Source organism: Planctobacterium marinum, from assembly GCF_036322805.1.
GTDB lineage: Bacteria > Pseudomonadota > Gammaproteobacteria > Enterobacterales > Alteromonadaceae > Planctobacterium > Planctobacterium marinum_A.
Map to the genome: position 1 here is coordinate 2,006,991 of NZ_AP027272.1, position 22,623 is coordinate 2,029,613.

Below are 22,623 nucleotides of genomic sequence, written 5' to 3' on the forward strand. Positions count from 1 at the left end.
ATGCTGTCAGTCAAAAGTAGAAAAGCACGGCAAAACTCAGAACCAGCGCGAAAGCGCCAACCACCATACAGTGGCTTTTTGCTCTCTTGCCGCGTTTGGGGTATCCGCCAAAACTAAATAGTTTCAGAACACCCCGACCACTCCAATAGAGTATGGTTTCCATGAAAGCTTCGATAACAATCCAACGGATTATCGCCATTAAGGGCCTTAAGACTGAACTTGCTACTTCTTCCATATTGTTAAAAATCCAATTCTTATTGCTCTTTATCTTCTACTTCAGTGATGACTTTTTGCACCAGCTTTACGCGTCCATTTTTCACCAATGCATCGCGCAAGACGTATTCAATTTGGGCATTCAGGCTACGCAATTCATCATCCGCCCAGCGCTGCATGGCAGCGAGGACGTCTTCATTAATACGCAGTGGATAGGCTTTTTTAGCCATAACTAATACAAGGTTCCGGTGTTAACTACAGGTTGTGTCGCCTTATCACCACACAACACCACCAACAGGTTACTCACCATAGTCGCTTTGCGCTCTTCATCCAGTTGTATGACGTCCTTTTCAGCTAGTTTTGAAATAGCCATGTCTACCATGCCAACGGCACCTTCAACAATTTTGGCTCTGGCCGCGATAATCGCTTCAGCCTGTTGCCGCTGCAGCATGGCACTGGCAATTTCCTGGGCATACGCCAGGTGGCTGATTCTGGCTTCTTGCACCGTTACTCCTGCGCGTTCTAATCGGTCTTGCACTTCTGATTTAAGACGTTCGGCGATTTCCACCGGATCACTGCGCAGTCCTATTTCATTTTCATCGCTGGGATCGTAAGAGTAGATATTGGCGAGGTTGCGAATGGCTGCTTCACTTTGAATACTGACGTAACTTTCGTAGTCGTCTACTTCAAACACCGCCTCAGCGGTATCTGTAACTGCCCAAACAACAATACTGGCTATTTCAATCGGGTTGCCATTTTTGTCATTTACCTTAATTTTAGCGCTCTCGAAGTTGCGTATACGCAAAGAAATATTTTTGCGGATAAATAGCGGGATGGTCCAGCGCAAGCCGGTTTCTCTTACGGTACCCACATAACTACCAAACAGTGTCATTACTTTGCCTTGATTGGGTTGCACCATAAAAAAGCCAGGAGCAATAGCAACAGCAATAACCACCTTGGCGATAATGCTGACTGGCACAACATGGCTGCTAGCATCAGAAATGCTGAAAACTATCCAGATAATAATAGCCATCAGAACAGCAAAAACAGCATACCCATTTACAGAAAATCCACGTTTTTCAGTTATCATCTTAAATTCTCATGTGATATCAAAGTGATATCACTATGATTCAATTTAATGGTTTGAGCAAGCTAAATTCACTACTTAAACCTTAAAATTACCCTTGTGCATTGTTTTTTAAGTAAAAAAAAGCGCTCTTGTGAGCGCTATCATCGAACGGCTGAACCTTTAGTTTTTGCTGAGGGCTTTAACCATGGGAACTTTTGTGTGGTCGATATCTTCGCTGGGGTAACATCCCAAGACCTTCAGATTACGGGTAATGCTGGTAAGTTCTTCAATGGTTTTTTCGACAGGTCCGTCTTGAATGTTGCCTTCCACATCGATGTAAAACATTTCCTCCCATGGATTCCCTGTGATGGGGCGTGACTCAAGTTTGGTCATGTTGATATTGTTGTCTTTTAAAACTACCAATGCTTCTACCAGTGCTCCGGGTTTCTGCACCGTTGACATAACAAAGGTGGTTTTTGCCGGAATTTGAAGGGGGACAACCACAGACTCTTTGGCTATGACAATGAAGCGGCTGTGGTTTTCTTGTTGATTCGCGATGTTGTTTTGAATGGGGAATAAATCGTACAGCGCTCCGCCCTCAGCGCTACCAATCGCAGCAATATCAAAGCGCTCTGATTCACTGACAAGTTTCAGGGCGTGAAAAGTACTATCACAGAATTGTCTTTGTACATTGCCCAGTGTGCTTAAAAATTGGCTGCATTGTTGAAATACCTGAGGGTGTCCATAGAGTACATTAACGTTACTCAGATCTTTTTCATCTTTGGTTAAAATGGCATGGCGCACCGGCTGAGTGAGTTCACCGACGATGGCTATATCGCTGTGCTGCAGTTGGTCGTATACTTCGTTGATACTGCCAGAAGAGGTATTTTCGATGGGCAGTACCGCATAATCAGCAGTGCCATTTTCAACATGTTGAAATATTTCTGCGAAACTCTGACAACCAATCTCTTGAAGTATGCCTGGACGGCGGGTGAAATATTTTTGGGTGGCCAGATAACTGTAGGAGCCTTTATCACCCAAGAAAGCTACCCTGTTTATGCTGGTTTGACGGTCCGGGTTTGCGTGCTGCGAAAGCAGAGCTTGTTGATTTAGCACAGAGTCTTCGATGATCAGATGAAACAAGGATTTTACGTATTGCGGGGCCAATCCAAATTCCTGGCCTTTACTAACCAGTTGCATGAGCAAGGCTTCTTCACGGCCCGTATCTCTGACATTTTTGCGATTGCGGATTTTATCCTCCGCTACGGCTTTGGTGAGTTCTTGTCGCCTGGCAAGTAGTTGTAGCAGCTGTTCGTCGGTTTCGCTGATTTGAGTGCGCAAAGCTTGCAAATCCATGTTGTGTTCCTGGTGTTTATTTTAAAAATTTAAGTCAAAAAAAAACCTCCCTGGTGGGAGGTTTCAGTAATTCGTATTCACACGCATTCCTCCCGAGTCAGGATGAGGTAAAGAAGAAAAAGAGTGTGTTGCGTGTTTTCATAATTCGAAAGTAAATCCAGCGAGACTAAATGTCAACAGCCTGAGACTGCATATTTTGGAATGGTGTTAATGATATTGGAATAACAAAGGCGACCGAAGCCGCCTGTTAATAGCCTGGTTATTCTGTCAGTAGTGATACCAGCATCTTTTTCACCATGCTTGGCTCAAAGGGTTTATCGCATAAGGCATTAACGCCGGTTTGCTGAATATTAGACATGTGCAAACTGTCGGCACTCTCTGAGGTTACCATGATGATGGGAATATGAGCGGTTTCCGGATTAAAGCGGATGAACTCCGATAATTCCCGGCCGTCCATTTCTGGCATATTGTAGTCAGTAACCACGATATCGAATTCGTGATCTTTCAGGAAGGTGAGGGCCATGGCGCCGTTTTCCGCTTCTACAAAATTTTTCACGCCCATTTTTTCCAAAGTACGGCGAATGTGACCGCGTGCCAGCATACTGTCGTCCACCAGTAGTACTCGAATTTCGGTGATGTCGAAGTATTCTAGCTCAATTTCATCTTCGTTTATTAAATCCAATGAGGCGTTCAGTGCCTTAGTTAAATGCACCGGTTTGAAGGGCTTGGGTAAAATCGCCGAGATGCCCGCTTGTTTGTACTCTTCCAGTTTGGCAGTTCTGCTTTCGCTGGACACTAACATGAATGGAATGGATTGAAGCTCAGAAGATTCTTTGATGAATTTAAGCACGTCTATTGCCGTCCCATCGGCAAAATACATAGCACTCACCACTAAATCTGCGCCATGAGACATTAGCGCAGTTTTAGCACCAGCAATATCTGATACGGCGTCTATTTCCGCTACGTTTTCTTTTATTAACAGCGAAGTAATGATTTTACGTTGGGTATCAGAGGGCTCAATGAGTAAAATGTTGAGATCTGAGATCTGTAGTCTTTGCATGATGTACTCTTTAGGTTTTTAGCCGCCAGCTAACTTGACGGTGAAATTCTTTGCTTCCAGAAATGCTTTAATCTTGTCTCGATTGTCGCCCTGTATTTCTATCGTGTGTTCTTTTACCGCACCGCCTGTGCCGCACAGTTTTTTTAGATCCTTTGCCATGGCTTTTAATTCGGCCTCTTCTAGCAACAGACCGGAAACCGTGGTTACTCCTTTCCCTTTGCGACCTTTGGTTTCCCGGCGGATACGCACGATGCCATCACCTTGCGGTGCTTGCTTTTCTGGTTTTGCTTCCTGTATTCGACCAAAGTCGGTACTGTAAACTAATTGATTTTCTGCCATGATTAGATTTGTCGAAGATTTATTTTCGATTTTAGTCAAAAATATTTATTGTTTATATGGTTAATTTGGCTTTTTTGTTATTAGCTTAAGGGACAAGCCTAAGCTTACCCATTAAATCAGAACAAACTATACGACCAAAGTATAAAGTACGGAGTATTTTCATGAGTTTAGAACGAATTCTTTCCAGTGATGGTAAAACCCTGACAATTGTATTAGACGATAAATTCGACTTTTCCAAAGTACAAGAATTCAGAGATACCTACAGTGAAGACATCGATAATGTTGCAACGGTTGTGGTGGATTTAGGCAATACCGAATACATGGATAGCTCTGCCTTGGGTATGTTGTTGAATATGCAAAAAACGCTTAAAGAGCAAGTTTCTGAATTCCAGATTGTCAACAGCCGCCCTTCGGTTGCAAAAATTTTACAGATTTCTCGTTTCGATAAGAAGTTTACTATTAAGTAATTTTCTAAAGGCGACAAAATATGCGCATTCTTATCGTTGACGATGAGCCGGTAAACCGTTTTCTGTTGATTCACATGCTAGAGGAAAATGGTTTCACTGACTGTCACGAGGCAGAAGACGGTGAGCAAGGTTTGGCCATGGCTGAAGAGTTAGTGCCGGATATTGTGTTGCTGGACGTAGTGATGCCGGGAATGAGCGGGCATGAGGTGGCTCCAAAGCTCAAAGCCTTGCAGACAGATATTTATCTTCCAATCATTTTTATTACCGCATTAGACGATGAAGAGAGCTTGGTAAAGTGCTTGTCTGTGGGCGGTGACGACTTTGTCGGGAAACCCTTCAATAAAACAATCCTCTCCGCCAAATTGAAGGCGCATGCCAGAATTCGAATGCTGAGTAAACGCGCTCACAAGCAGAATCTGGAGTTGCAGTTTCACCAGCAACACATAGAACGCGAACATGCCATAGTGGAGCATATCTTCTCTAATGTACTGACCCTTAACCAGCGCCTCGCAAAATTCATCGATAGTCATCTGGCCCCAGCCAGTAATTTCAATGGTGACATGCTGTTGATTGAACGTTCACCCGGTGCCGGATTGTATATTTTACTCGGGGATTTTACCGGGCATGGTTTGGCTTCCGCGATCGGTGCTCTGCCGGTGACTCGCGCGTTTCAGACCATGGCAGAAAAGGGCATTTCAGTAGGTGAAATGGCTGAAACTCTCAATAAAACACTGCTGGATTTTTTACCGGGAGGAATGTTTTTTGCGGCTGCCATTATTGAGATAAATGAAAACGGTCGAACACTGGATATCTGGAATGGGGGACTACCACATCTGATGTTGTTTGATGAGCTGGGCAAGATTAAGAAACGCTTTGAATCGGCGCATATGGCGTTAGGTATTCTGGATCCAGAAGATTTTGAGAATGACGTTGAGCGCTATGAAGCTGACTACGGCGATAAAATCTTGGGATATACCGATGGGGTGATTGAATTAAGCAACGCCGATGGTGTGATGCTTTCTGAAGAGGGATTAGAGCAGTGGGTGGAGAGTGTGCCGGGTATATCGACGGCGCAATTGATGGAGAAAATTGAACATTATCGCGCTGTAGGTGAGCAGGATGACGATATCAGTATGTTCATTTACAAAGCCCAGGAGCTCGGTCTTAAAAAACAAATTGCCGCCTTACCTGCGGCACCTTTCCAGTTGAGTGTTTCAGTTGAATATACGCAATTTGCGCACGCCAACCCCGTTTCGGAAATTATCGACTTACTTTCAGGGCAAGCCGCATTTCACGGGTTGCGCTCCAATATTTTCACTGTCATTAGCGAATTGTATAACAACGCCCTGGACCACGGCATATTGAAACTTGACTCAGAGCTTAAAACGTCCCCGGATGGCTTTATGGAGTATTTTAGCCAAAGGGAAGAGCGAATCGAAAAACTCACTGAGGGGCATATTCAGTTGTCAGTGGAATACAGTGTAGAGCCTCCGCAATTGCAGTTTATGCTTCGGGACAGCGGTGAAGGATTTGATACTGCCTCCATCGTCTCCACAGTGGATTCTGATGAAAATTATGGTCGAGGCGTAGCCCTGGTCAATGAGTTATGTGATCATTTCGAATACCAGCAAAACGGTACTGTTGCCATAGCTAAGTTTCTGATTGATCAAGATTGTTAGTAACTTAAAATAAGTACTGTTGGCCGAATGCTGAGAGGATTTTTTTGCTTGTTCCTGAGCTCTTTAGAGCGGTCTTGACAAAAAATCTAACAACTTTAGTTATTTTATTGAGAATAGTTCTCAATTAGAATACTATCCCCATCATTCACAGCTAAGTTAATCAATTTTATGAAAAAAATCATACTTACCGCCTCGTTATTGATCAGCGCTTTGTCACCCGTTATCGCTGCCGAAGTTAATGTCTATTCGGCGAGGAAAGAAGAGCTGATCAAGCCACTACTGGACGAGTTTGAGAAGGCGCAAAATGTAAAAGTTAACCTTATTACAGGTAAGGCAGATGCATTGATTTCCCGCGTAGCTTCTGAGGGGCAATTCAGCCCAGCGGATGTTTTGTTGACTACTGATGTAGGTCGATTGCAACGGGCTAAAGAAATGAGTTTATTGGTCGCCACAGATTCTCGTGTTCTGGAAGAGAGGATAGCCGCAAATTTTAGAGATGAAGAAGGTTTTTGGTTTGCACTCACCAAGCGAGCCCGTCCGATCATGTATCATCCGGAGCGCGTTAACCCGGATGAACTTGGCTCCATTCTTGATCTTACAGATTCTAAATGGAAAGGCCGCATTTGTATTCGCTCATCAAACAATATTTATAATCAGTCCATGATTGCCTCTATGATCGCTAAATTTGGTGAGCAGCGCGTGCAGCAGTGGGCTAACGATTTCGTAAAAAACTTTGCGCGCAAACCCAAAGGTGGTGACAGAGATCAGATTAAAGCTGTCGTTGCAGGGCAATGTGATATTGCTATAGCCAATACTTATTATCTTGCGGGAATGTTGGCGGATACCGATTCAGAAAACCAAAAGATAGCCGAGCAATTAAAGGTTTTCTGGCCAGATCAACAAGGTAGTGGGGCACACATCAATATTTCCGGTGCCGCCATGCTTAAACATGCCCCCAACAAAGCAAACGCCCTGCGCTTAATGGAATTTTTAGCCAGTGAGTCGAGCCAAAAATGGTATGCAGATAACAATCATGAATATCCTGTAGTGCAAGGTATAACGATGAGCGCATTACTTGCCGGATTTGGTGAGTTCAAAGCTGAAGATGTGCAATTACAACAAGTGGGCGAACTCAATGCGGCGGCCATCAAGTTAATGGACCGGGCGGGCTGGCAATAATTCGCGACTTTTTCTGTTTCTTTGCCGGTTAAAACAATGACGCTGAATTTTCAACTGCGCCATCTGGTAATGCTACTGTCGTTGTTGATGGCTTTGCCGGCGTTTGTAGTGTTGGGCTCTTGGCTGTTACCGCAATGGGACAGCTGGGCTCATTTGGCAGATACGGTTTTGGCCGGTTACATTCAAAATAGTCTGGTGCTTGCGTTCGGTGTAGGGATAACCTCAGGGGCGTTGGGCACCTGGTGTGCATGGTGTGTTAGCCAATATCAGTTTCCTCTGGTCAACCATGTGCGCTGGATGTTGTTCCTTCCGCTCGCTATCCCGCCTTATATCATGGGGTATCTGTATACTGGCGTATTGGACTTTTCAGGTCCAATACAGCGGCAGCTTCGAGATATCACCGGACTCAGCTATGGTGAGTATTGGTTTCCGGATGTGCAGTCGATGCCCGGCGCAATATTTGTACTTTCTTTAGTATTATTTCCCTATGTTTATGGCTTGGCCTACGTCGCATTCACTTCACAATCCCGCTCGTTATTACAGGTAGCACAAAATCATGGCCTCAATGGTTGGCAATACTTCATCAAAGTGAGTTTACCATTGGCATTACCTGCGATTCTAACCGGTATTCTATTGACCATGATGGAATCATTGGCTGACTTTGGTACCGTCGAATATCTTGGCATCGCCACTTTTACGACGGGGATTTTCCGAACCTGGTTCGGTATGAATCAACCTTTAGTGGCAGCACAACTCTCTGCTGGTCTCGTTTGTTTTGTGTTGTTTTTGTTCTGGCTGGAAAAGCGCGTCAGAGAGCGTCAGCGTTTTTACCAGAATAACCAACAAAATGAGAGGCTTAGTCGACAAATAAGCAAGACAAACGCGCTTCTGGTGTTATCTTCTTTGTTGTTGATCATGACATTAAGCTTTTTTGTGCCATTATTGCGCTTAGTTAGTTGGTCTTGGTTGGTGTTCAAACAGTCCACTGAATTTGGGGAACTACTGGCGTTGGTGACCAATAGTGTCCTTGTAGCTGGCTTTGCCGCAGTGGTGATCATGGCGATTGCATTGCTATTTGGTTATGCGCTGCGCAACAAACCCAACAAGCTGCTTAGCTTTGTATCGAGCATTGCTGTAACAGGTTATGCATTTCCAGGGGCCGTGATAGCGGTAGGTACGGTCATCGTATTGGGTAAAGCCGACCTGATGCTAAACGAGTTCCTGGGCTCAGTATTTAATTGGCAGCCGGGTTTGGTGTTCTCGGGGACTTTGGTGGCATTGTTGTTTGCGTACAGCATTCGTTATCTAACGGTTGGATTTCAACATGTTAACAATGGTCTGAATCGAATCTCACCTTCATTTGACCAGGCTGGTAAAACCTTGGGTGAAAGTGATTATGGTGTGTTGCGTAAGATTCATTTCCCGATACTAAAGTCTTCCTTACTAGTGGGCGGATTGATGGTGTTTGTGGATGTATTAAAAGAGCTACCCGCTACTTTAATTTTGCGTCCTTTTAACTTTGATACCTTAGCGGTGAAAACTTATGAGCTGGCCTCTGATGAACGCTTAACCGATGCATCATTGCCAGCGTTATTAATTGTTATGGCAGGTATACTTCCTGTCTGGGTTATACAAAGGAACATCAAGTCACACTAGATTATGTTGCAGCTCGATAAGGTAAGTATTCGATACGAAAGTAAAACTGTTGTACAACAAGTTTCCTGGCATTTGGAGTCCGGGGAAATCGGTTGTTTGTTGGGGAATTCCGGCTCTGGTAAAACCTCGATACTTAAGGCCATCGCGGGCTTTAAAAGCATTTCAGAGGGCAGGGTCGTTATCAGGCAAAATACGGTGAGTTCGGCACAACAGTTATTGGCGCCTGAAAAGCGCAAAGTTGGTATGATGTTTCAGGATTTGGCGCTATTCCCTCATCTTAACGTTGCACAAAACATTACCTTCGGATTACAGAAGCAGGACAAAGCGCGTCAGCGGCAAAGAATGCATGAGTTGCTGGAGTTAGTGGGCTTACACGGTCGAGAAAACGACATGATTCATCAATTGTCCGGCGGGCAGCAACAGCGAGTTGCACTGGCAAGAGCATTGGCCCCAAGACCGGATTTACTGTTATTAGATGAACCTTTTTCCAGTCTGGACAAAGACTTACGGGAACACTTGGGGCAACAAGTGCGAAACATCTTAAAACAAGAAAATACCACTGCTTTGTTAGTGACTCATGATCATGCCGAAGCTTTTACCATGGCAGATCAAATTGCCGTGTTGAGCCATGGGCAATTAAAACAAACCGGTAGCCCCTATCAAGTTTACCATCAGCCCAACAGTCAAGAGATTGCCGACTTTCTGGGCGTTGCTGATTATCTACCGGTTAAGCTTGTCGATGAGGCATTGATAACGCCTATTGCAGAGTTTTCCAAATCGTCACTGTCTAACCGTTGGCAAAAGGGTGATAAGGCGCAATTATTGGTACGTCCCGATGATGTTATTCACGATGATCAAAGCCAATTACAAGCAAAAGTCATCAGGCGTTATTTCAAGGGCGCACAATTCTTATTTGAGCTGGATTGTCAGGGGTATCGATTGCATTGTTACGCCTCGGCTCATCATAACCATTTGCCGGGTGATGTTGTTGGGATCCGCTTTGATATGCAGCATTGTATTTTGTTTCCAGAAGCATAGTTTTTAATAAAAATTTGAATACATTCTCGTTTTATTCAATTTGCGTAAGTTGAATTTCTGTTACAAATGCGACCTTTAAAAAAATTTATTCGATGCCATGCTTAATACTTGGTAACAGGAATTAGATACCTCCAATATTTATGTTTAAAGCTTTATTTGACTGGCTGGATTTGGATAGTGGCGCCTCGTCCGAACAAGCGTCGGAGATATTAACCGTGCCGTTGGCAACGGCCGTGTTGTATTACGAAGTGTTACGCGCTGATGAACATTTTAGCGCTGATGAATTGGAATTGTACGAACAAAAGGTATTTGATGAGTTTGATTTAACTCAAGAACAGCTACGACCCTTCCTCAAAAAAGTTGAGGCTAAAGCTCGTCACGCTGTTGATTACATGCAGTTTACCCGATTGATCCACGAAAACTGCTCTATTGAGCAAAAGCGCAACATTGTCATATCGCTGTGGCACCTGGCGATGTCTGATGGAAACGTTGATGCTCATGAAGAGCACTTAATCCGCAAGATGTCAGATTTGATGTATTTATCCCACTCCGATTTTATTCAAACCAGAATATTAGCCCGTGATTCACTGACTACCGGGAAATAACCTGGCAATACATTGATTTCGTCCGGCGTTTTTTGCTTCGTAAAGGCAGCCATCGGAAAAGGACAGTGCATCAGATAGTTCGATGTTGTTGTCAGGAATAAGTGCTGTAACCCCCATACTCAGAGTCACAATGTTAAACTCGCCGTTATTTTCGTGGACAATCGATTCCTTTTCTATGGCTTCCATTAATTGCAGTGCAAACTGTTGCGCACCCGCCAATTCCGTATTGGGCAAAACGGCAGCAAATTCTTCACCGCCATACCGGGCCAATATATCGGTTTCCCGTTTGAAACGGTTTTGTAAGATGGTGGCAACATGTTTCAAGCATTCATCGCCTTTAAGGTGACCATACAGGTCGTTGTATCTCTTAAAATTATCGATATCGATCATTAAGATGCTAAGGGGCTCTTCTTCCCTTAAAGCACGTCGCCATTCTTTATGTAATAAATCATCGAATCTCCGGCGGTTGGCAATACCTGTAAGACCGTCGGTAGTGGACAACATATTGAGTTTTTTTCTGTGGCGCACCAGTTCTAAATGATTGCGTACGCGCATTTTGACGATAGGAGGGTGGAAAGGTTTAGCAATGTAATCAATGGCCCCCATTTCCAGTCCCTTTTCCTCGTCTTCAATACTGTCAAGGGCGGTAATAAAAATGACTGGAATGTCCGTTGTGGCCGGATTCTGTTTCAGGTGTTGACAAACTTCATAGCCATCCATATCAGGCATTACTACATCCAGGAGAATCAAATCTGGAGTCAGTTTCAACGCCTGACTCAAGGCACTCTTGCCATTGGTGGCAAAGCTAATATCGCAATCTTCACGGAGAATCTCACCTAACATCTTAATGTTGCTGATGGCATCGTCTACTACCAAGACTGTTTGTTTCTCGCTACTTGCCTGGTCAGACATGTTAACTGGCTCCATCGTGCAAATTCAGTTGGCTGCGGATTTGGTTGAGGTATCGAACTGCCAAGTCATAGTCAAGATGATGAATTGCAGCATCAAGGTCACTCAATACATCTGACTCCACTTGTCCTGCCAGAGCAGTATTGATTTGCTCCGATAGCTCTAATGCATCCAGCGATTGTTTCTCTAATAACTCGGCCATTTTGTCTGTTAGTTTTTGTATTTCATTTAATCGTTCAACTGACAATATACGAGGTGTTTCAGGTGCTCTTTGTTGTTTCGCAGGTTTACTTTTTTGAGTGAAATAGTGATTCAGTGTCTTTTCCATCGCAGAAACGTCTTCCAGCAATAGCGTCAACAGGTTGTGGTCAAGACTGTCATTCTTTTTGAAATTTGTCTCTAATGCCACTGTTTTTTGATGAATATCATTGGCTGCAATATTACCCGCTTCACCTTTCATGCGGTGCAGAATTTGTCCTGTTTTAGGCCAGTCTTGTTCATCAATGGCATGATTAAGGGTTTGTGGAAATGAACTACAGCTTTGTTGAAACTCATAGAGGATCTCATCAAGTAAACTGGCTTTATTACCTATACGTTTAAATAAAATGTTGATTTCAATACCGTCGATATCAGGCAATGAGTGTCCATTTTCCACTTTTTCAGACGCTGTCTTAGCTTTTAATTCTGATGAGGGCAACCATCTGCCAAGCGTCTCATAAAATTCTTTCACATCAATGGGTTTGGTTATGTAGTCGTTCATACCTGCCTGACGACTTTTTTCTCTGTCTTCTTCTAGCGCATGTGCCGTCATGGCTAAAATAGGAGTTTGTATTTTAAGATCGGTGCGTATTGGTTTTGCCGCCGTTAAGCCATCCATAATCGGCATCTGGATATCCATTAATACCAAATCAAAACTTTGTTCGTTTAACTTGTAGATCGCTTCCTGGCCATTGTTAGCGATAATTGTTGTGGCATTAATGTCGTCAAGCAATGCGATTGCAACTTCTTGATTTATCTTATTGTCTTCCACCAACAGGATTTGTTTATCACTGAAGTCGGGAAGGGACTGCGTTTTTGAAACTTCACTTTGCTTATCCTGTTTGCTCGAACTGCGTAGTATTTGTGACAGGTTGTCAAAGGTCTCTCCTGCTACAAGAGGTTTATACAAAACACTATGGAACAGTTGATCAATATTTTCCTGATGCTTTTCTTCCGCTCCCATAGTGGTCATGAGTAACAGTTTTGTATTGCCAACCAAACCCTTTTTCAACAGCATTTCTGCCGCTTCCAGGCCATCTATACCAGGCATGTTGTGATCGATGATTATTGCATCGTAATCCATCTGTCTATCTTGTTTTGACAGAGCTTTAAACAGCTGACCCGCGGAGTGGTAAATGTGAGCCGACACGCCAAATTGCTGGAGTAATTTACTGGCGATAGTGGCTGAAACGTCGCTGTCATCAACGATGATTACATTAGGAGACAGGCTGGATTCAAAGTGGGGGTAGGGCACCACTGCTGAACTTGCTTCAGTTTCCAACCAGATATCGAAGTAAAAAGTACTGCCTTTACCATATTGGCTTTTTACGCCAATGGACCCGTGCATCATCTCCACCAGATGTTGACAAATTGCCAGGCCAAGTCCGGTACCGCCAAATCGACGTGTCATGCTGTTATCAACTTGATTAAAGGACTTGAAAAGCCGATCCTGTTTATCATCATCGATGCCAATACCATCATCTTTTACTGAGAAAAACAGATTTAGCCGCGAGCCTTTTTGCTCTTTGACAGAAACGGAGACCACTATCTCACCTTGCTCGGTGAATTTGATGGCATTATTGACCAGATTTAAAAGTACTTGACCGAGGCGCAGCGGGTCACCTTTTATGGGTTGGGGAATATCCGCTGCCATATCGAATAGAATGTCCAGGGACTTCATTTGTGCCTGGCTTATCAGGACGTTAGACAGATTGGTTAACAATTCATCAATGTTAAAGGGGATGGTTTCCAGTTCCATTTTGCCCGCTTCAATCTTTGATATGTCCAGTACATCGTTAACCAGACCCAAAAGCACATGAGCAGAGGAGTCTATACGATTGACATACTGTTGCTGCTTTCCATCTAGCGGCGTTTTTTTGATCAAATAGGTGTTGCCGATGATGGCGTTCATCGGGGTGCGAATTTCATGACTCATATTGGCCAGAAACTGCCCTTTGGCCTTACTGGCAACTTCCGCATTTTCTTTGGCCTGTATAAGGTCTGCTTCTATTTGTTTTTGCTTGGTAATATCTCGTGCTAGCCCTTCAACACTGATAAGTTTTCCCTGTTCATCAAAAAGATTGACCTCTGAAAATAATATCCAGCGTCGATCACCTTTGTCATCGGTGATTTCACCCTCAAACTCTGTTTGTGGTAGATCGGGATTTACCTGGCTTAGATAGCGTTTTGCCACATGGTTAATGGGGCTGTCGGTAAACAACTTGCTGATTTCCTTGAGTTCAGTAGTGGCATGACCGTATAGCTGGGTAGCACCTTCACTGATCCATTTAATTGAGCCATTAGTGTCACGCGTGTAGACAAAGTATTGATTTAAGCTGCTCACCAGGCGGTGATACTTGCGCTGATTTTCTGTCAGCGCCATTTCAGAAGCCTTACGTCTTTCTATTTCTTTGTTTAAAGAGCGAAACAGATAAATGGAAGTACCCCAAGCAATTAATAATAAGAATAATGCTATAGCCCCTTGGATAACCAACTGATTGCGAATATCACGCGCTAACAGACGGAAAAACTCATCGGAAACTTTAAAGTGGGCTATGCCGATAATCGCAAAGGTATCGGGTGAATAAAGAGGTACCTCTACATCAAAGCAAGTGCCACAACTTGCCTGTCCACGCACGATATTGGGTAGTTGCGGAAATTGCTCTATGTCGAGTTCCAGCATGATTTGTTTGAAGAACGGCTCTCCAAGATTGGGCTCCTGATACAGCATTAAACTACTAATCGTGCGTTCCAGTTCATCGCTGTTACCGAGTTCTTCATAGGATTGCAGGGCAGAAATTAATTGTAAGCTTTGCGATTCGGCGAGCAGTTTGGCGTCTGCGGCTGATTCTGTGCGCAGTTTGGGTTGCAATACCTCAGTCCAATAAAGTGCCAAGGATAGTTGCAGAGATATCGCCAGCAAAACAAATATGGCGGATATCGCTCTTGGGGTGCGTTTCAGGTACTTTCTATCGTGTTGGCTCATAAAGGGTCGCTACTCTGAGAAAGAAAGATTTAATCCTGATGCCGGACTTGTCCATTGCTGCTGCATTGATAAAAGGTTTGGGGCTGGTATCAATCGTGAGTCCGCTGAAAATGCCCTTTTCAACATCACCTGGAAAAGGTGAGTAGGTGACAATATTGCTATTCTGCCCGTAGCTGGCTACTTCCTTAATTTGTTGGGTATTGAGGCGATCCAAAACAAAAACACCTGCGGGTGAAATGTTTTGTTCGGAAATTTGCGACAGGTCCGTCATCAGATGCACTAGCACTGGCATATCCCTGATACGGCCCTTTTTGTCACCGCGCCCCATGCGCAAAAATGAGCGTGCCAGCTTTTCAGCTTGTTTAACGTCTCGGCTGTATAGAAAAACGATATCCAGAGCATTATCTGGATTGTTTTTGTCTCTAATATCTTGATCTGCCTGAAGTATCGATTTGAACATCTTCAAACCGTTGAGGACACGAAAGTCGTCCTCAGCAGTTACATTAAAACTGAAGCTTAATAACAATAGGAGGCACAGCCAGTAAGGCATAAATGTACCTGATAATCTCCGGGAGATGTTTACCATCAGTGAGATTTATCCATTTCGTTGCATTTTATCCGTTGTGCACATGTCGTTTTTCGACGGTCGATGCCTAAGTATAGCCATAGTTCTCAATTACTTGTACTGTCCTGAACATTGCCAGCCTTTTTTAACCGGTCTCTTTCGTGTAAGTGTTCTTGCCAGCGTTTCTGGCCAATGTGCCCCTTAACTAATTCCAGTATTTCCACAATCAGATTAAGGAATTCATTGTTAACTTGCTTTTCTTCATTGGTGAGGTGATTGAAGCCTTTTTCGAAGACATCCGCTACCGTGTCGTTATCCATATCTTCTAGCATGTTGGTTATGGACTGAATAACCACATTGGATACAGTGTTTTCCAGGCGCTTTTCAAGACCACCACCTAATACGGGCACCAGGTTCAGCATAGCGATTTGTTTGTCCTGGCGCACGGCTTTTTCAACACTTTTAATAATGTGTTGTCTGATTACTTCGCCTTGTTCCGGGTGACTGATGGATTGCCCCAAATGTTGTATAAGTGAAGAAATCCACTGCGTCACGACAGCTTTGCGTGGTGCAATAATCTGATCGGCAATATCATCGAGAAGTCCTGAGCTTTTGGCGATTTCTTCCTGCGCGTCAGTAATAACTTTGGCTACGATACGGTCACTGAGCTCTTCGATCAAAACATTGTAATAAAACGTGAAAAAACGGAAAAATGCCCAGTTCCTGAAATCGATTATCTGGTATTTGTGCAACCGATAGATAACGGAAATAATGCGTAAAAACCGAAAAATTCGGGCGGATTCTACGGGAATACAACCCACGAGATCATACCAATGAATAAAAGGGAAAAAATACCAGCGCATATATTCCTTGTTTTTCACTGCCACTATCCAGCGCACAACGAATTCACTGAGAAAAACGGCAATAAAACATAAATCGACAAATAAAAAGTTGTCGTGTATCGGCTGATAAAAAGTAATGACGCCAGGAGCGTATTCGGTGAGAAAGTCAAACAGCGCTGCCGTAGAGTAAAGCGCATCGAAAATAAGCAGAATTAAGTTAATGATCAACAGGCCCATCATAAACAGGTCAACGACGAACCAGAATCCCTGCTTACTTTCGCGTAATTTTTCGTAATTCATTACCGCTCTCCACGTCGTTATTTAGATCGCGCTTTGCCGGCGGTTGATCTGCGTTAATACTTCCAAAACAGTTGTCTAAAAGCAACCGCAAAAGTGTTTATGTGGATGTTTCTGGCCTGCTTTGGGCTTTGTGTTGTGCCATTGCAGAGTACAGCAGGATAATTAACGCAAATATCCACAAAGGCAGGTCCCCCCAATAACGGTAAGGGGTCATACCTTCCACTTTGGGCAACTGAGCTTCAAGGGTAGCCTCGGCAAACTGCGGTGCTTGTGCAATGACTTTTCCGGTGTGATCCACAAATGCGGTTAACCCATTATTAGTGGCACGCAACAAAGGCAAACCAAACTCAGCGGCTCTAACTCGGGCTATTTCCAGATGTTGTGCCGGGCCATGGGAGGCACCAAACCAAGCATCATTACTTACTGTAACGATAAAATCGCTATTTTTGCGCAGATTCGCAGCTATCTGACGTGGGAAAGCGATTTCAAAGCAAATTGCTGACAAAAAATGGTAGCCGTTTACTTCCAGATTCGCCTGTTCATAGTTACCTCTGGAAAATGACGACATGGGCAAGTCGAAAATTGGCGCGAGTCCTCGCAGCCAATCCTCCATAGGGATAAATTCTCCAATTGGAAGCAAATGATGTTTAGCGTAGCGATTGTGATGCAGATATTGGTATTCAGGTGCTTCAGCCTCAGCATTGCGTTTACCCAGTACAATCAAGTTGTTGAAGGCTTCTGAGGTTTCGAAGTTGTAATTTACGATGCCCGTAATGAGCCCGGTATTACTGTGAAAGGCTTGTTTATCCAATTCTGATAAATAGTCTTGAGCCAATGGTTCCAGTTTCGGAATAGCTGCTTCAGGCCAGAGTATAATATCGTTGTGCCATAGTGACTCACTAAGCTTGAGGTACTTTTGCATGGTGGGTTGGTCTTGTTCCGGAACCCAGCGCAGCTCTTGCTTGATATTGCCTTGCGCCATCGCCATGGTCACAAAATCGTCACGCACTTTTACAAAGGAGAGGTTGTTAAATATTAAGGTAACAAACGTCAAGGCTAGTGAAGCGGTAATAGTATGTTTTGTTGGAACCAAAACGCCTTTTGCTTTACCGACGAGTTGCCTGGCAATGAAGCTACAAAACAATATCAGCACACAGCTAACGCCCGTCTCACCGATGAGGGGGTACCATGCAGCCAGCGGTCCTTGTGATTGGGAATAGCCTATCGACAACCAGGGAAAACCGGTCAAAAACCAACTGCGCAGCCATTCAATCAAAAACCACAACGCGGTGAAGATAAGCGGTTGAACAACTTTGTAGTTAAACTTGTTGGAGAGCCATACAAAAAGGGCCGGGAATAAAGCCAAATAGCCCACTAATAGTGCCATGAGAGCCAGCGAGCCAATCAATGGCAAACCACCAAAATTAGCGATACTAACATGAACCCAGCTTATTCCGGCACCAAACCAACCGAAACCAAATACAAAACCACTTTTAAAACCACTAAATTGCGGATTACTGAGTAGCAAGTAAAAAAACAGCGAAAGACTTAAAAAAGGAATAAACCAAATAGAGAAGGGGGCATAAGCAAATGTCATTGCTATGCCCGCCAGAAGGATTAATAAATAGTGGCTATAAGTTTTTTTATGCACTGGCTAGGTTTTTGGCAGGCACTCTAGGTAACGTCACTTTCAATTGTATGAGACGCCTGCCATCAGCGTTATTCACCTTAAACTCAATTTCATTGATCACAATGGTTTCATCTTTTGAGGGCATGTGACCAAAACTATTAAGTACTATGCCACCTATGGTATCAGCTTGTTCTTCATCGAAGTCGGTATTGAAGTAGCGATTAAAATCATCTACCGCAGTCAGCGCTTTTACAGAATAGGTGTAGGTGTTTAGTGCCTTGATATCTTCTGTTTCTTCATCATCGGCATCGTGTTCATCTTCGATTTCACCCACGATGAGCTCCAGGATGTCCTCAATGGTGACGAGCCCGGAAACGCCGCCGTATTCATCAATAACGATAGCCATGTGATAACGGTGTTGACGAAACTCTCTGAGTAACACGTCAACTCTTTTACTCTCGGGTACGATAACCACCGGTCGTAAAATGTCCTTCAGCTCAAATTGCTCCATTTCACCAAAAGCGTACTTGAGCAGGTCTTTGGCCAATAAAATGCCTTCGACGTGATCCTTGTTTTCAGATACTACAGGGAAGCGAGAATGTGCTGTTTCCAGGACTAGAGGGAGAAACTCTGAAACCGATTGATTAATATCAATGGTAACCATTTGTGCACGCGGGATCATTATGTCCCTTACCCGCATCTCGGCAACTTCCAGCACGCCGTGGATCATTTCGCGAGTGCCGGGATCGATCACTTCTTGTAGTTCAGCCTCGTTGATAACCTCAACCAGCTCTTCTCGACTCTTGGGCTCTCCTGTGAAGGTTTGAATGATTTTTTCTAACCAACTCTTACCAGAAGAACCGTTGGTAGAGTGTGGGTTGTCGTCGTTATTCATGACTGTGACATAATTCCTTTGTTGGCTGGCGCCCTATAATTCATGATCTTGATAGGGGTCGTCAATACCTAAACTGTTTAAAATATGAACTTCAAGGCGTTCCATTTCTTCCGCCTCTTGGTCGTTTATATGGTCATAACCTAATAAATGCAAGGTACCATGCACTAACATGTGTGCCCAATGGGCTGAGATGTCTTTTTTCTGCTGCTTTGCTTCTTGTGCAACAACCGATTGGCAGACAACCAGATCACCTAATAATGGTAAATTTAAACCGGGAGGTTGCTCAAAAGGAAATGACAATACATTAGTGGGTTTGTCTTTACCGCGGTAAGTGTCATTTAAAGACTGACTCTCTTGCTCTTCCACAATGCGGACCGTCAGCTCCAAAGGCTCATTTTGAGGATACTTAACCAGCAATGATTTTGGCACACTAATTAGTGTTCTGTTTATCCATTCGCTAAAGGATGCCACTAAGGCTTCCTCAGGAGGGGGGGCTACCGCTAGCTGGATATCCACATCGGCAAGAAGACGATTTTCATCAGTTTGTTGCATCGTCATTATTGCTCACTTTCTCCACTGCCGGTTGCGTTAAGCTTTTCAATACGTGCTTGCTCTTTTTTCTCTTTTTGTAAGCGCGCTTCTTCCTGTTCAAACTTGTCATAAGCTTGAACGATACGAGCTACTACAGGATGACGTACAACGTCATTCGCCGTAAAGAAGTTGAGGGATATATCATCTACGTCTTTTAAAACTTCAATGGTATGACGCAGTCCGGAGCGGACTCCTCGAGGTAAGTCTATTTGAGTGATATCACCTGTAATGACCGCTTTGGAATTGAAACCGATACGCGTGAGGAACATTTTCATCTGCTCTACTGTGGTATTTTGACTCTCATCCAAAATAATAAACGCATCATTGAGAGTGCGCCCACGCATGTAAGCCAATGGCGCCACTTCAATTACATTGCGCTCAATAAGTTTTTCTACTTTTTCAAAGCCCAACATCTCAAATAATGCGTCATACAGTGGGCGTAGGTAAGGATCCACCTTTTGTGATAAATCGCCGGGTAAAAAGCCCAGTTTCTCGCCAGCTTCCACGGCCGGGCGGGTGAGCAATATCCTACGTATCTCCTGACGTTCCAGTGCTTCGACGGCGCAAGCTACAGCGAGGTAAGTCTTACCGGTACCCGCCGGACCAATACCGAAGGTGATATCGTGTTGCACCACGTTCATCAGGTATTGCGACTGATTGGGATTGCGCGGCTTAATAACGCCTCGTTTGGTTTTAATGTGAACTTCTTTGCCCCAGCTTTCGTTGCGATTTTGCTCCAGTACACTGCTGCCCTGGATTGCAAGGTGCACTTGCTCTGGTTCAAGCTCAGGAAAATCCCCCTTTACAGGCTGGGTTTCAACATACAAGTCTTTCAACAGTTGCAAAACACCATCTACTTGAGATGCTTTGCCGGTAACTTTGAAACTGGTGTTGTTATAACTTATCTCAACACCAAGCCGTTTTTCGATTTGCTTGATATTATCGTCAAATGGTCCACACAGGCTGGCCAGACGACGGTTGTCGATTGGTTCAAGGGTAATGTCTTTAGTTGTTAGTAAACTACTCAATGGCTTATCTTTTTAATTGGGTTGAAACTGAGTAACGCCAAGGTTGTCGGATTTATCCTGACGCGTTTCAAGAATGCTCTCTGGCGCTGTGGCAATTCTCAAATCCATTTGCTCTTCGGTGCGCACTACATTGCCTCGTAAAGAGTTAGCGAATACGTCGGTGATTTCGATATCCACAAATTTGCCTACCATATCGGGTGTGCCTTCGAAGTTTACAACGCGATTGTTTTCCGTACGGCCAGACAATTCCATGATGTTCTTTTTAGAGGGGCCTTCTACCAGCACCCGTTGAGTGGTACCCACCATATTGCGAGCTATGCGTTGTGCTTGCTGACTAATACGTTGTTGCAACAGGTGCAAACGTTGTTTTTTAACTTCTTCGCTGACATCGTCAGGTACATCGGCCGCAGGAGTGCCCGGTCTGGCGCTGTAGATAAAGCTGAAGCTCAGGTCAAAATCAATGGCCTGGATGAGGTTCATTGTATCTTCGAAGTCCTGGTCACTTTCGCCGGGAAAACCGATGATGAAGTCTGAAGACATGCTCAGATTCGGACGGACTTTCTTCAGACGTCGAATTTTAGACTTGTATTCAATAGCAGTGTGACCGCGCTTCATCATTGCCAAGATGTGGTCTGAGCCACTTTGTACCGGTAAGTGCAAATGGTCCACCAATTCTGGAATGGTTTCGTAAGCATCAATGATATCGTCAGTGAACTCCACCGGATGAGAAGTGGTGTAGCGAATTCGATCTATGCCATCAATAGCTGCAACCAGATGCAGTAACTCAGCGAATCGACAAATACTACCGTCGTAGTTTTCACCGCGATAGGCGTTCACGTTTTGACCCAATAGATTAACTTCACGTACGCCTTGCTCTGCCAGTTGAGCAATTTCAAAAATGACATCGTCCACCGGGCGAGACACTTCTTCACCACGGGTGTAGGGAACAACACAGAAGCTACAATACTTAGAGCAACCTTCCATGATAGACACAAACGCAGTTGGGCCCTCAGCACGAGGTTCTGGAAGGCGGTCAAACTTTTCAATTTCCGGGAAGCTGATGTCTACAACCGCTTGCTCACCGGCCTGCACTTGAGAAATCATCTCCGGTAAGCGATGCAATGTTTGTGGGCCAAACACAATATCTACATAGGGCGCCCGCTGACGTATGGCATCGCCTTCTTGAGAGGCTACACAGCCCCCAACACCAATCACCAAATCCGGTTTGTGGTTCTTCAGGTTCTTCCAACGACCCAGTTGATGAAATACTTTTTCTTGAGCCTTTTCGCGAATGGAACAGGTGTTGAGCAGAATGACATCTGCGTCTTCCGCTTCTTCTGCAAGGGAATACCCATGGGTGCTATCCAGCAAATCCGCCATTTTTTCCGAATCGTATTCGTTCATTTGGCAGCCCCATGTTTTGATAAACAGCTTCTTACTCATGTCCACTCACTCAGCTTTTAATATTACACATTTTACCCGTTTGATTTGAGATTGTACTCAAAAAAAGGGCGCGTATTTTATAAGCTATTGCCGGCAGATGCCAGTTATTTAGTGATATTCATTTTCCTTGTAGAAACCCTTATTTTTCTGGGGGTTTATTCATTTGCCTCAGGTTCTATTTTTCTCTCTTTAAATGTCACAGGTTTGGCGTGATATTTTTTCCTTTGTTCGCTGTAATCGGTCATGGAAACAAGTCAGAAAAATTAGTTTCGGGTATGTTTTTTCATACTGGGATATGAATATTGTGAAGTGATTCCCAAAACCATGAGTAAATTCTAAATATGCAGTTGAATTGTGCGATTTCTGTTCTAGAGTTGAAACAAAACACGGCGCGAATCTATCAATGTCTTCTGCCTTCCCCGGTGGTTTGATTGCGCTGTAAAGAGGCCATGGAGAGCCTCTAATTCTCATGGAATAAGGCGACTTTCCCTACAGAACCTGTCTCAGGAGCAGAA

Annotated in this window: 21 protein-coding genes; 6 read left to right on the top strand and 15 right to left on the bottom strand. The window is 44.1% G+C overall.

The window, feature by feature from the left end; genetic code table 11:
* Nucleotides 1-10 precede the first annotated feature (10 nt).
* The 6 genes from AABA75_RS08965 to yciH form a co-directional block, all read right to left on the bottom strand.
* The gene (locus AABA75_RS08965) at nt 11-199 is read right to left on the bottom strand and encodes a hypothetical protein (protein ID WP_338292274.1); all 189 of its coding nucleotides are present in this window, start codon (nt 197-199) and stop codon (nt 11-13) included.
* Between the two features lie 55 nt (nt 200-254).
* On the bottom strand, nt 255-443 hold the full coding sequence (locus tag AABA75_RS08970; RefSeq protein WP_338292275.1) for a hypothetical protein: 189 nt from the start codon (nt 441-443) through the stop codon (nt 255-257).
* 2 nt (nt 444-445) lie between these two features.
* Nucleotides 446-1,303 carry an SPFH domain-containing protein gene (locus AABA75_RS08975; RefSeq protein WP_425325569.1) on the bottom strand — a complete coding sequence of 286 codons (858 nt, stop codon included), beginning with the start codon at nt 1,301-1,303 and terminating at the stop codon, nt 446-448.
* A 159-nt stretch (nt 1,304-1,462) separates the two neighbouring features.
* Entirely contained in the window at nt 1,463-2,638 is a 1,176-nt protein-coding gene (locus AABA75_RS08980; protein ID WP_338292276.1) for a chorismate mutase, read from the bottom strand.
* A 259-nt stretch (nt 2,639-2,897) separates the two neighbouring features.
* The gene (locus AABA75_RS08985) at nt 2,898-3,698 is read right to left on the bottom strand and encodes a response regulator (RefSeq protein WP_338292277.1); all 801 of its coding nucleotides are present in this window, start codon (nt 3,696-3,698) and stop codon (nt 2,898-2,900) included.
* Between the two features lie 18 nt (nt 3,699-3,716).
* Entirely contained in the window at nt 3,717-4,037 is a 321-nt protein-coding gene (gene yciH / locus AABA75_RS08990; protein WP_338292278.1) for a stress response translation initiation inhibitor YciH, read from the bottom strand.
* Nucleotides 4,038-4,198: 161 nt separating this feature from the next.
* Here yciH and AABA75_RS08995 point away from each other — a divergent pair, with 161 nt between their 5' ends.
* From AABA75_RS08995 to AABA75_RS09020, 6 genes are all read left to right on the top strand, one after another.
* Nucleotides 4,199-4,504, top strand: a complete 306-nt coding sequence (locus AABA75_RS08995; RefSeq protein WP_338292279.1) for an STAS domain-containing protein — start codon at nt 4,199-4,201, stop codon at nt 4,502-4,504.
* Between the two features lie 20 nt (nt 4,505-4,524).
* The gene (locus AABA75_RS09000; RefSeq protein ID WP_338292280.1) at nt 4,525-6,183 is read left to right on the top strand and encodes an ATP-binding SpoIIE family protein phosphatase; all 1,659 of its coding nucleotides are present in this window, start codon (nt 4,525-4,527) and stop codon (nt 6,181-6,183) included.
* 168 nt (nt 6,184-6,351) lie between these two features.
* Nucleotides 6,352-7,362: a Fe(3+) ABC transporter substrate-binding protein gene (locus AABA75_RS09005; RefSeq protein WP_338292281.1), complete on the top strand. Its 1,011-nt coding sequence runs from the start codon at nt 6,352-6,354 to the stop codon at nt 7,360-7,362.
* A gap of 36 nt (nt 7,363-7,398) precedes the next feature.
* Nucleotides 7,399-9,018: an ABC transporter permease gene (locus AABA75_RS09010; RefSeq protein WP_338292282.1), complete on the top strand. Its 1,620-nt coding sequence runs from the start codon at nt 7,399-7,401 to the stop codon at nt 9,016-9,018.
* A gap of 3 nt (nt 9,019-9,021) precedes the next feature.
* On the top strand, nt 9,022-10,056 hold the full coding sequence (locus AABA75_RS09015) for an ABC transporter ATP-binding protein (RefSeq protein ID WP_338292283.1): 1,035 nt from the start codon (nt 9,022-9,024) through the stop codon (nt 10,054-10,056).
* 140 nt (nt 10,057-10,196) lie between these two features.
* Complete coding sequence (locus tag AABA75_RS09020; protein ID WP_338292284.1) at nt 10,197-10,661, top strand: TerB family tellurite resistance protein; 465 nt, start codon at nt 10,197-10,199, stop codon at nt 10,659-10,661.
* Here the strand turns inward: AABA75_RS09020 and AABA75_RS09025 are convergent.
* The 9 genes from AABA75_RS09025 to miaB all read right to left on the bottom strand — a co-directional run bounded on the left by AABA75_RS09025 (nt 10,641) and on the right by miaB (nt 22,108).
* Nucleotides 10,641-11,573 (bottom strand): diguanylate cyclase, encoded by a 933-nt coding sequence (locus AABA75_RS09025; RefSeq protein ID WP_338292285.1) that lies wholly within the window; start codon nt 11,571-11,573, stop codon nt 10,641-10,643. The genes AABA75_RS09020 and AABA75_RS09025 overlap by 21 nt on opposite strands.
* A 1-nt stretch (nt 11,574) precedes the next feature.
* Nucleotides 11,575-14,814, bottom strand: a complete 3,240-nt coding sequence (locus tag AABA75_RS09030) for a PAS domain-containing hybrid sensor histidine kinase/response regulator (RefSeq protein WP_338292286.1) — start codon at nt 14,812-14,814, stop codon at nt 11,575-11,577.
* Nucleotides 14,798-15,274 (bottom strand): hypothetical protein, encoded by a 477-nt coding sequence (locus AABA75_RS09035; protein ID WP_338292287.1) that lies wholly within the window; start codon nt 15,272-15,274, stop codon nt 14,798-14,800. The genes AABA75_RS09030 and AABA75_RS09035 overlap by 17 nt, the downstream gene beginning before the upstream one ends.
* A gap of 212 nt (nt 15,275-15,486) precedes the next feature.
* Complete coding sequence (locus AABA75_RS09040; protein ID WP_338292288.1) at nt 15,487-16,521, bottom strand: ion transporter; 1,035 nt, start codon at nt 16,519-16,521, stop codon at nt 15,487-15,489.
* A 97-nt stretch (nt 16,522-16,618) separates the two neighbouring features.
* Nucleotides 16,619-18,118 (bottom strand): apolipoprotein N-acyltransferase, encoded by a 1,500-nt coding sequence (gene lnt, locus AABA75_RS09045; protein ID WP_338292289.1) that lies wholly within the window; start codon nt 18,116-18,118, stop codon nt 16,619-16,621.
* 46 nt (nt 18,119-18,164) lie between these two features.
* Complete coding sequence (locus tag AABA75_RS09050) at nt 18,165-19,046, bottom strand: HlyC/CorC family transporter (protein WP_338292290.1); 882 nt, start codon at nt 19,044-19,046, stop codon at nt 18,165-18,167.
* A gap of 33 nt (nt 19,047-19,079) precedes the next feature.
* On the bottom strand, nt 19,080-19,604 hold the full coding sequence (gene ybeY, locus AABA75_RS09055; protein ID WP_338292291.1) for an rRNA maturation RNase YbeY: 525 nt from the start codon (nt 19,602-19,604) through the stop codon (nt 19,080-19,082).
* Nucleotides 19,604-20,665 carry a PhoH family protein gene (locus AABA75_RS09060; RefSeq protein ID WP_338292292.1) on the bottom strand — a complete coding sequence of 354 codons (1,062 nt, stop codon included), beginning with the start codon at nt 20,663-20,665 and terminating at the stop codon, nt 19,604-19,606. The genes ybeY and AABA75_RS09060 overlap by 1 nt, the downstream gene beginning before the upstream one ends.
* A gap of 12 nt (nt 20,666-20,677) precedes the next feature.
* On the bottom strand, nt 20,678-22,108 hold the full coding sequence (miaB, locus tag AABA75_RS09065; protein ID WP_338292293.1) for a tRNA (N6-isopentenyl adenosine(37)-C2)-methylthiotransferase MiaB: 1,431 nt from the start codon (nt 22,106-22,108) through the stop codon (nt 20,678-20,680).
* Nucleotides 22,109-22,623 lie beyond the last annotated feature (515 nt).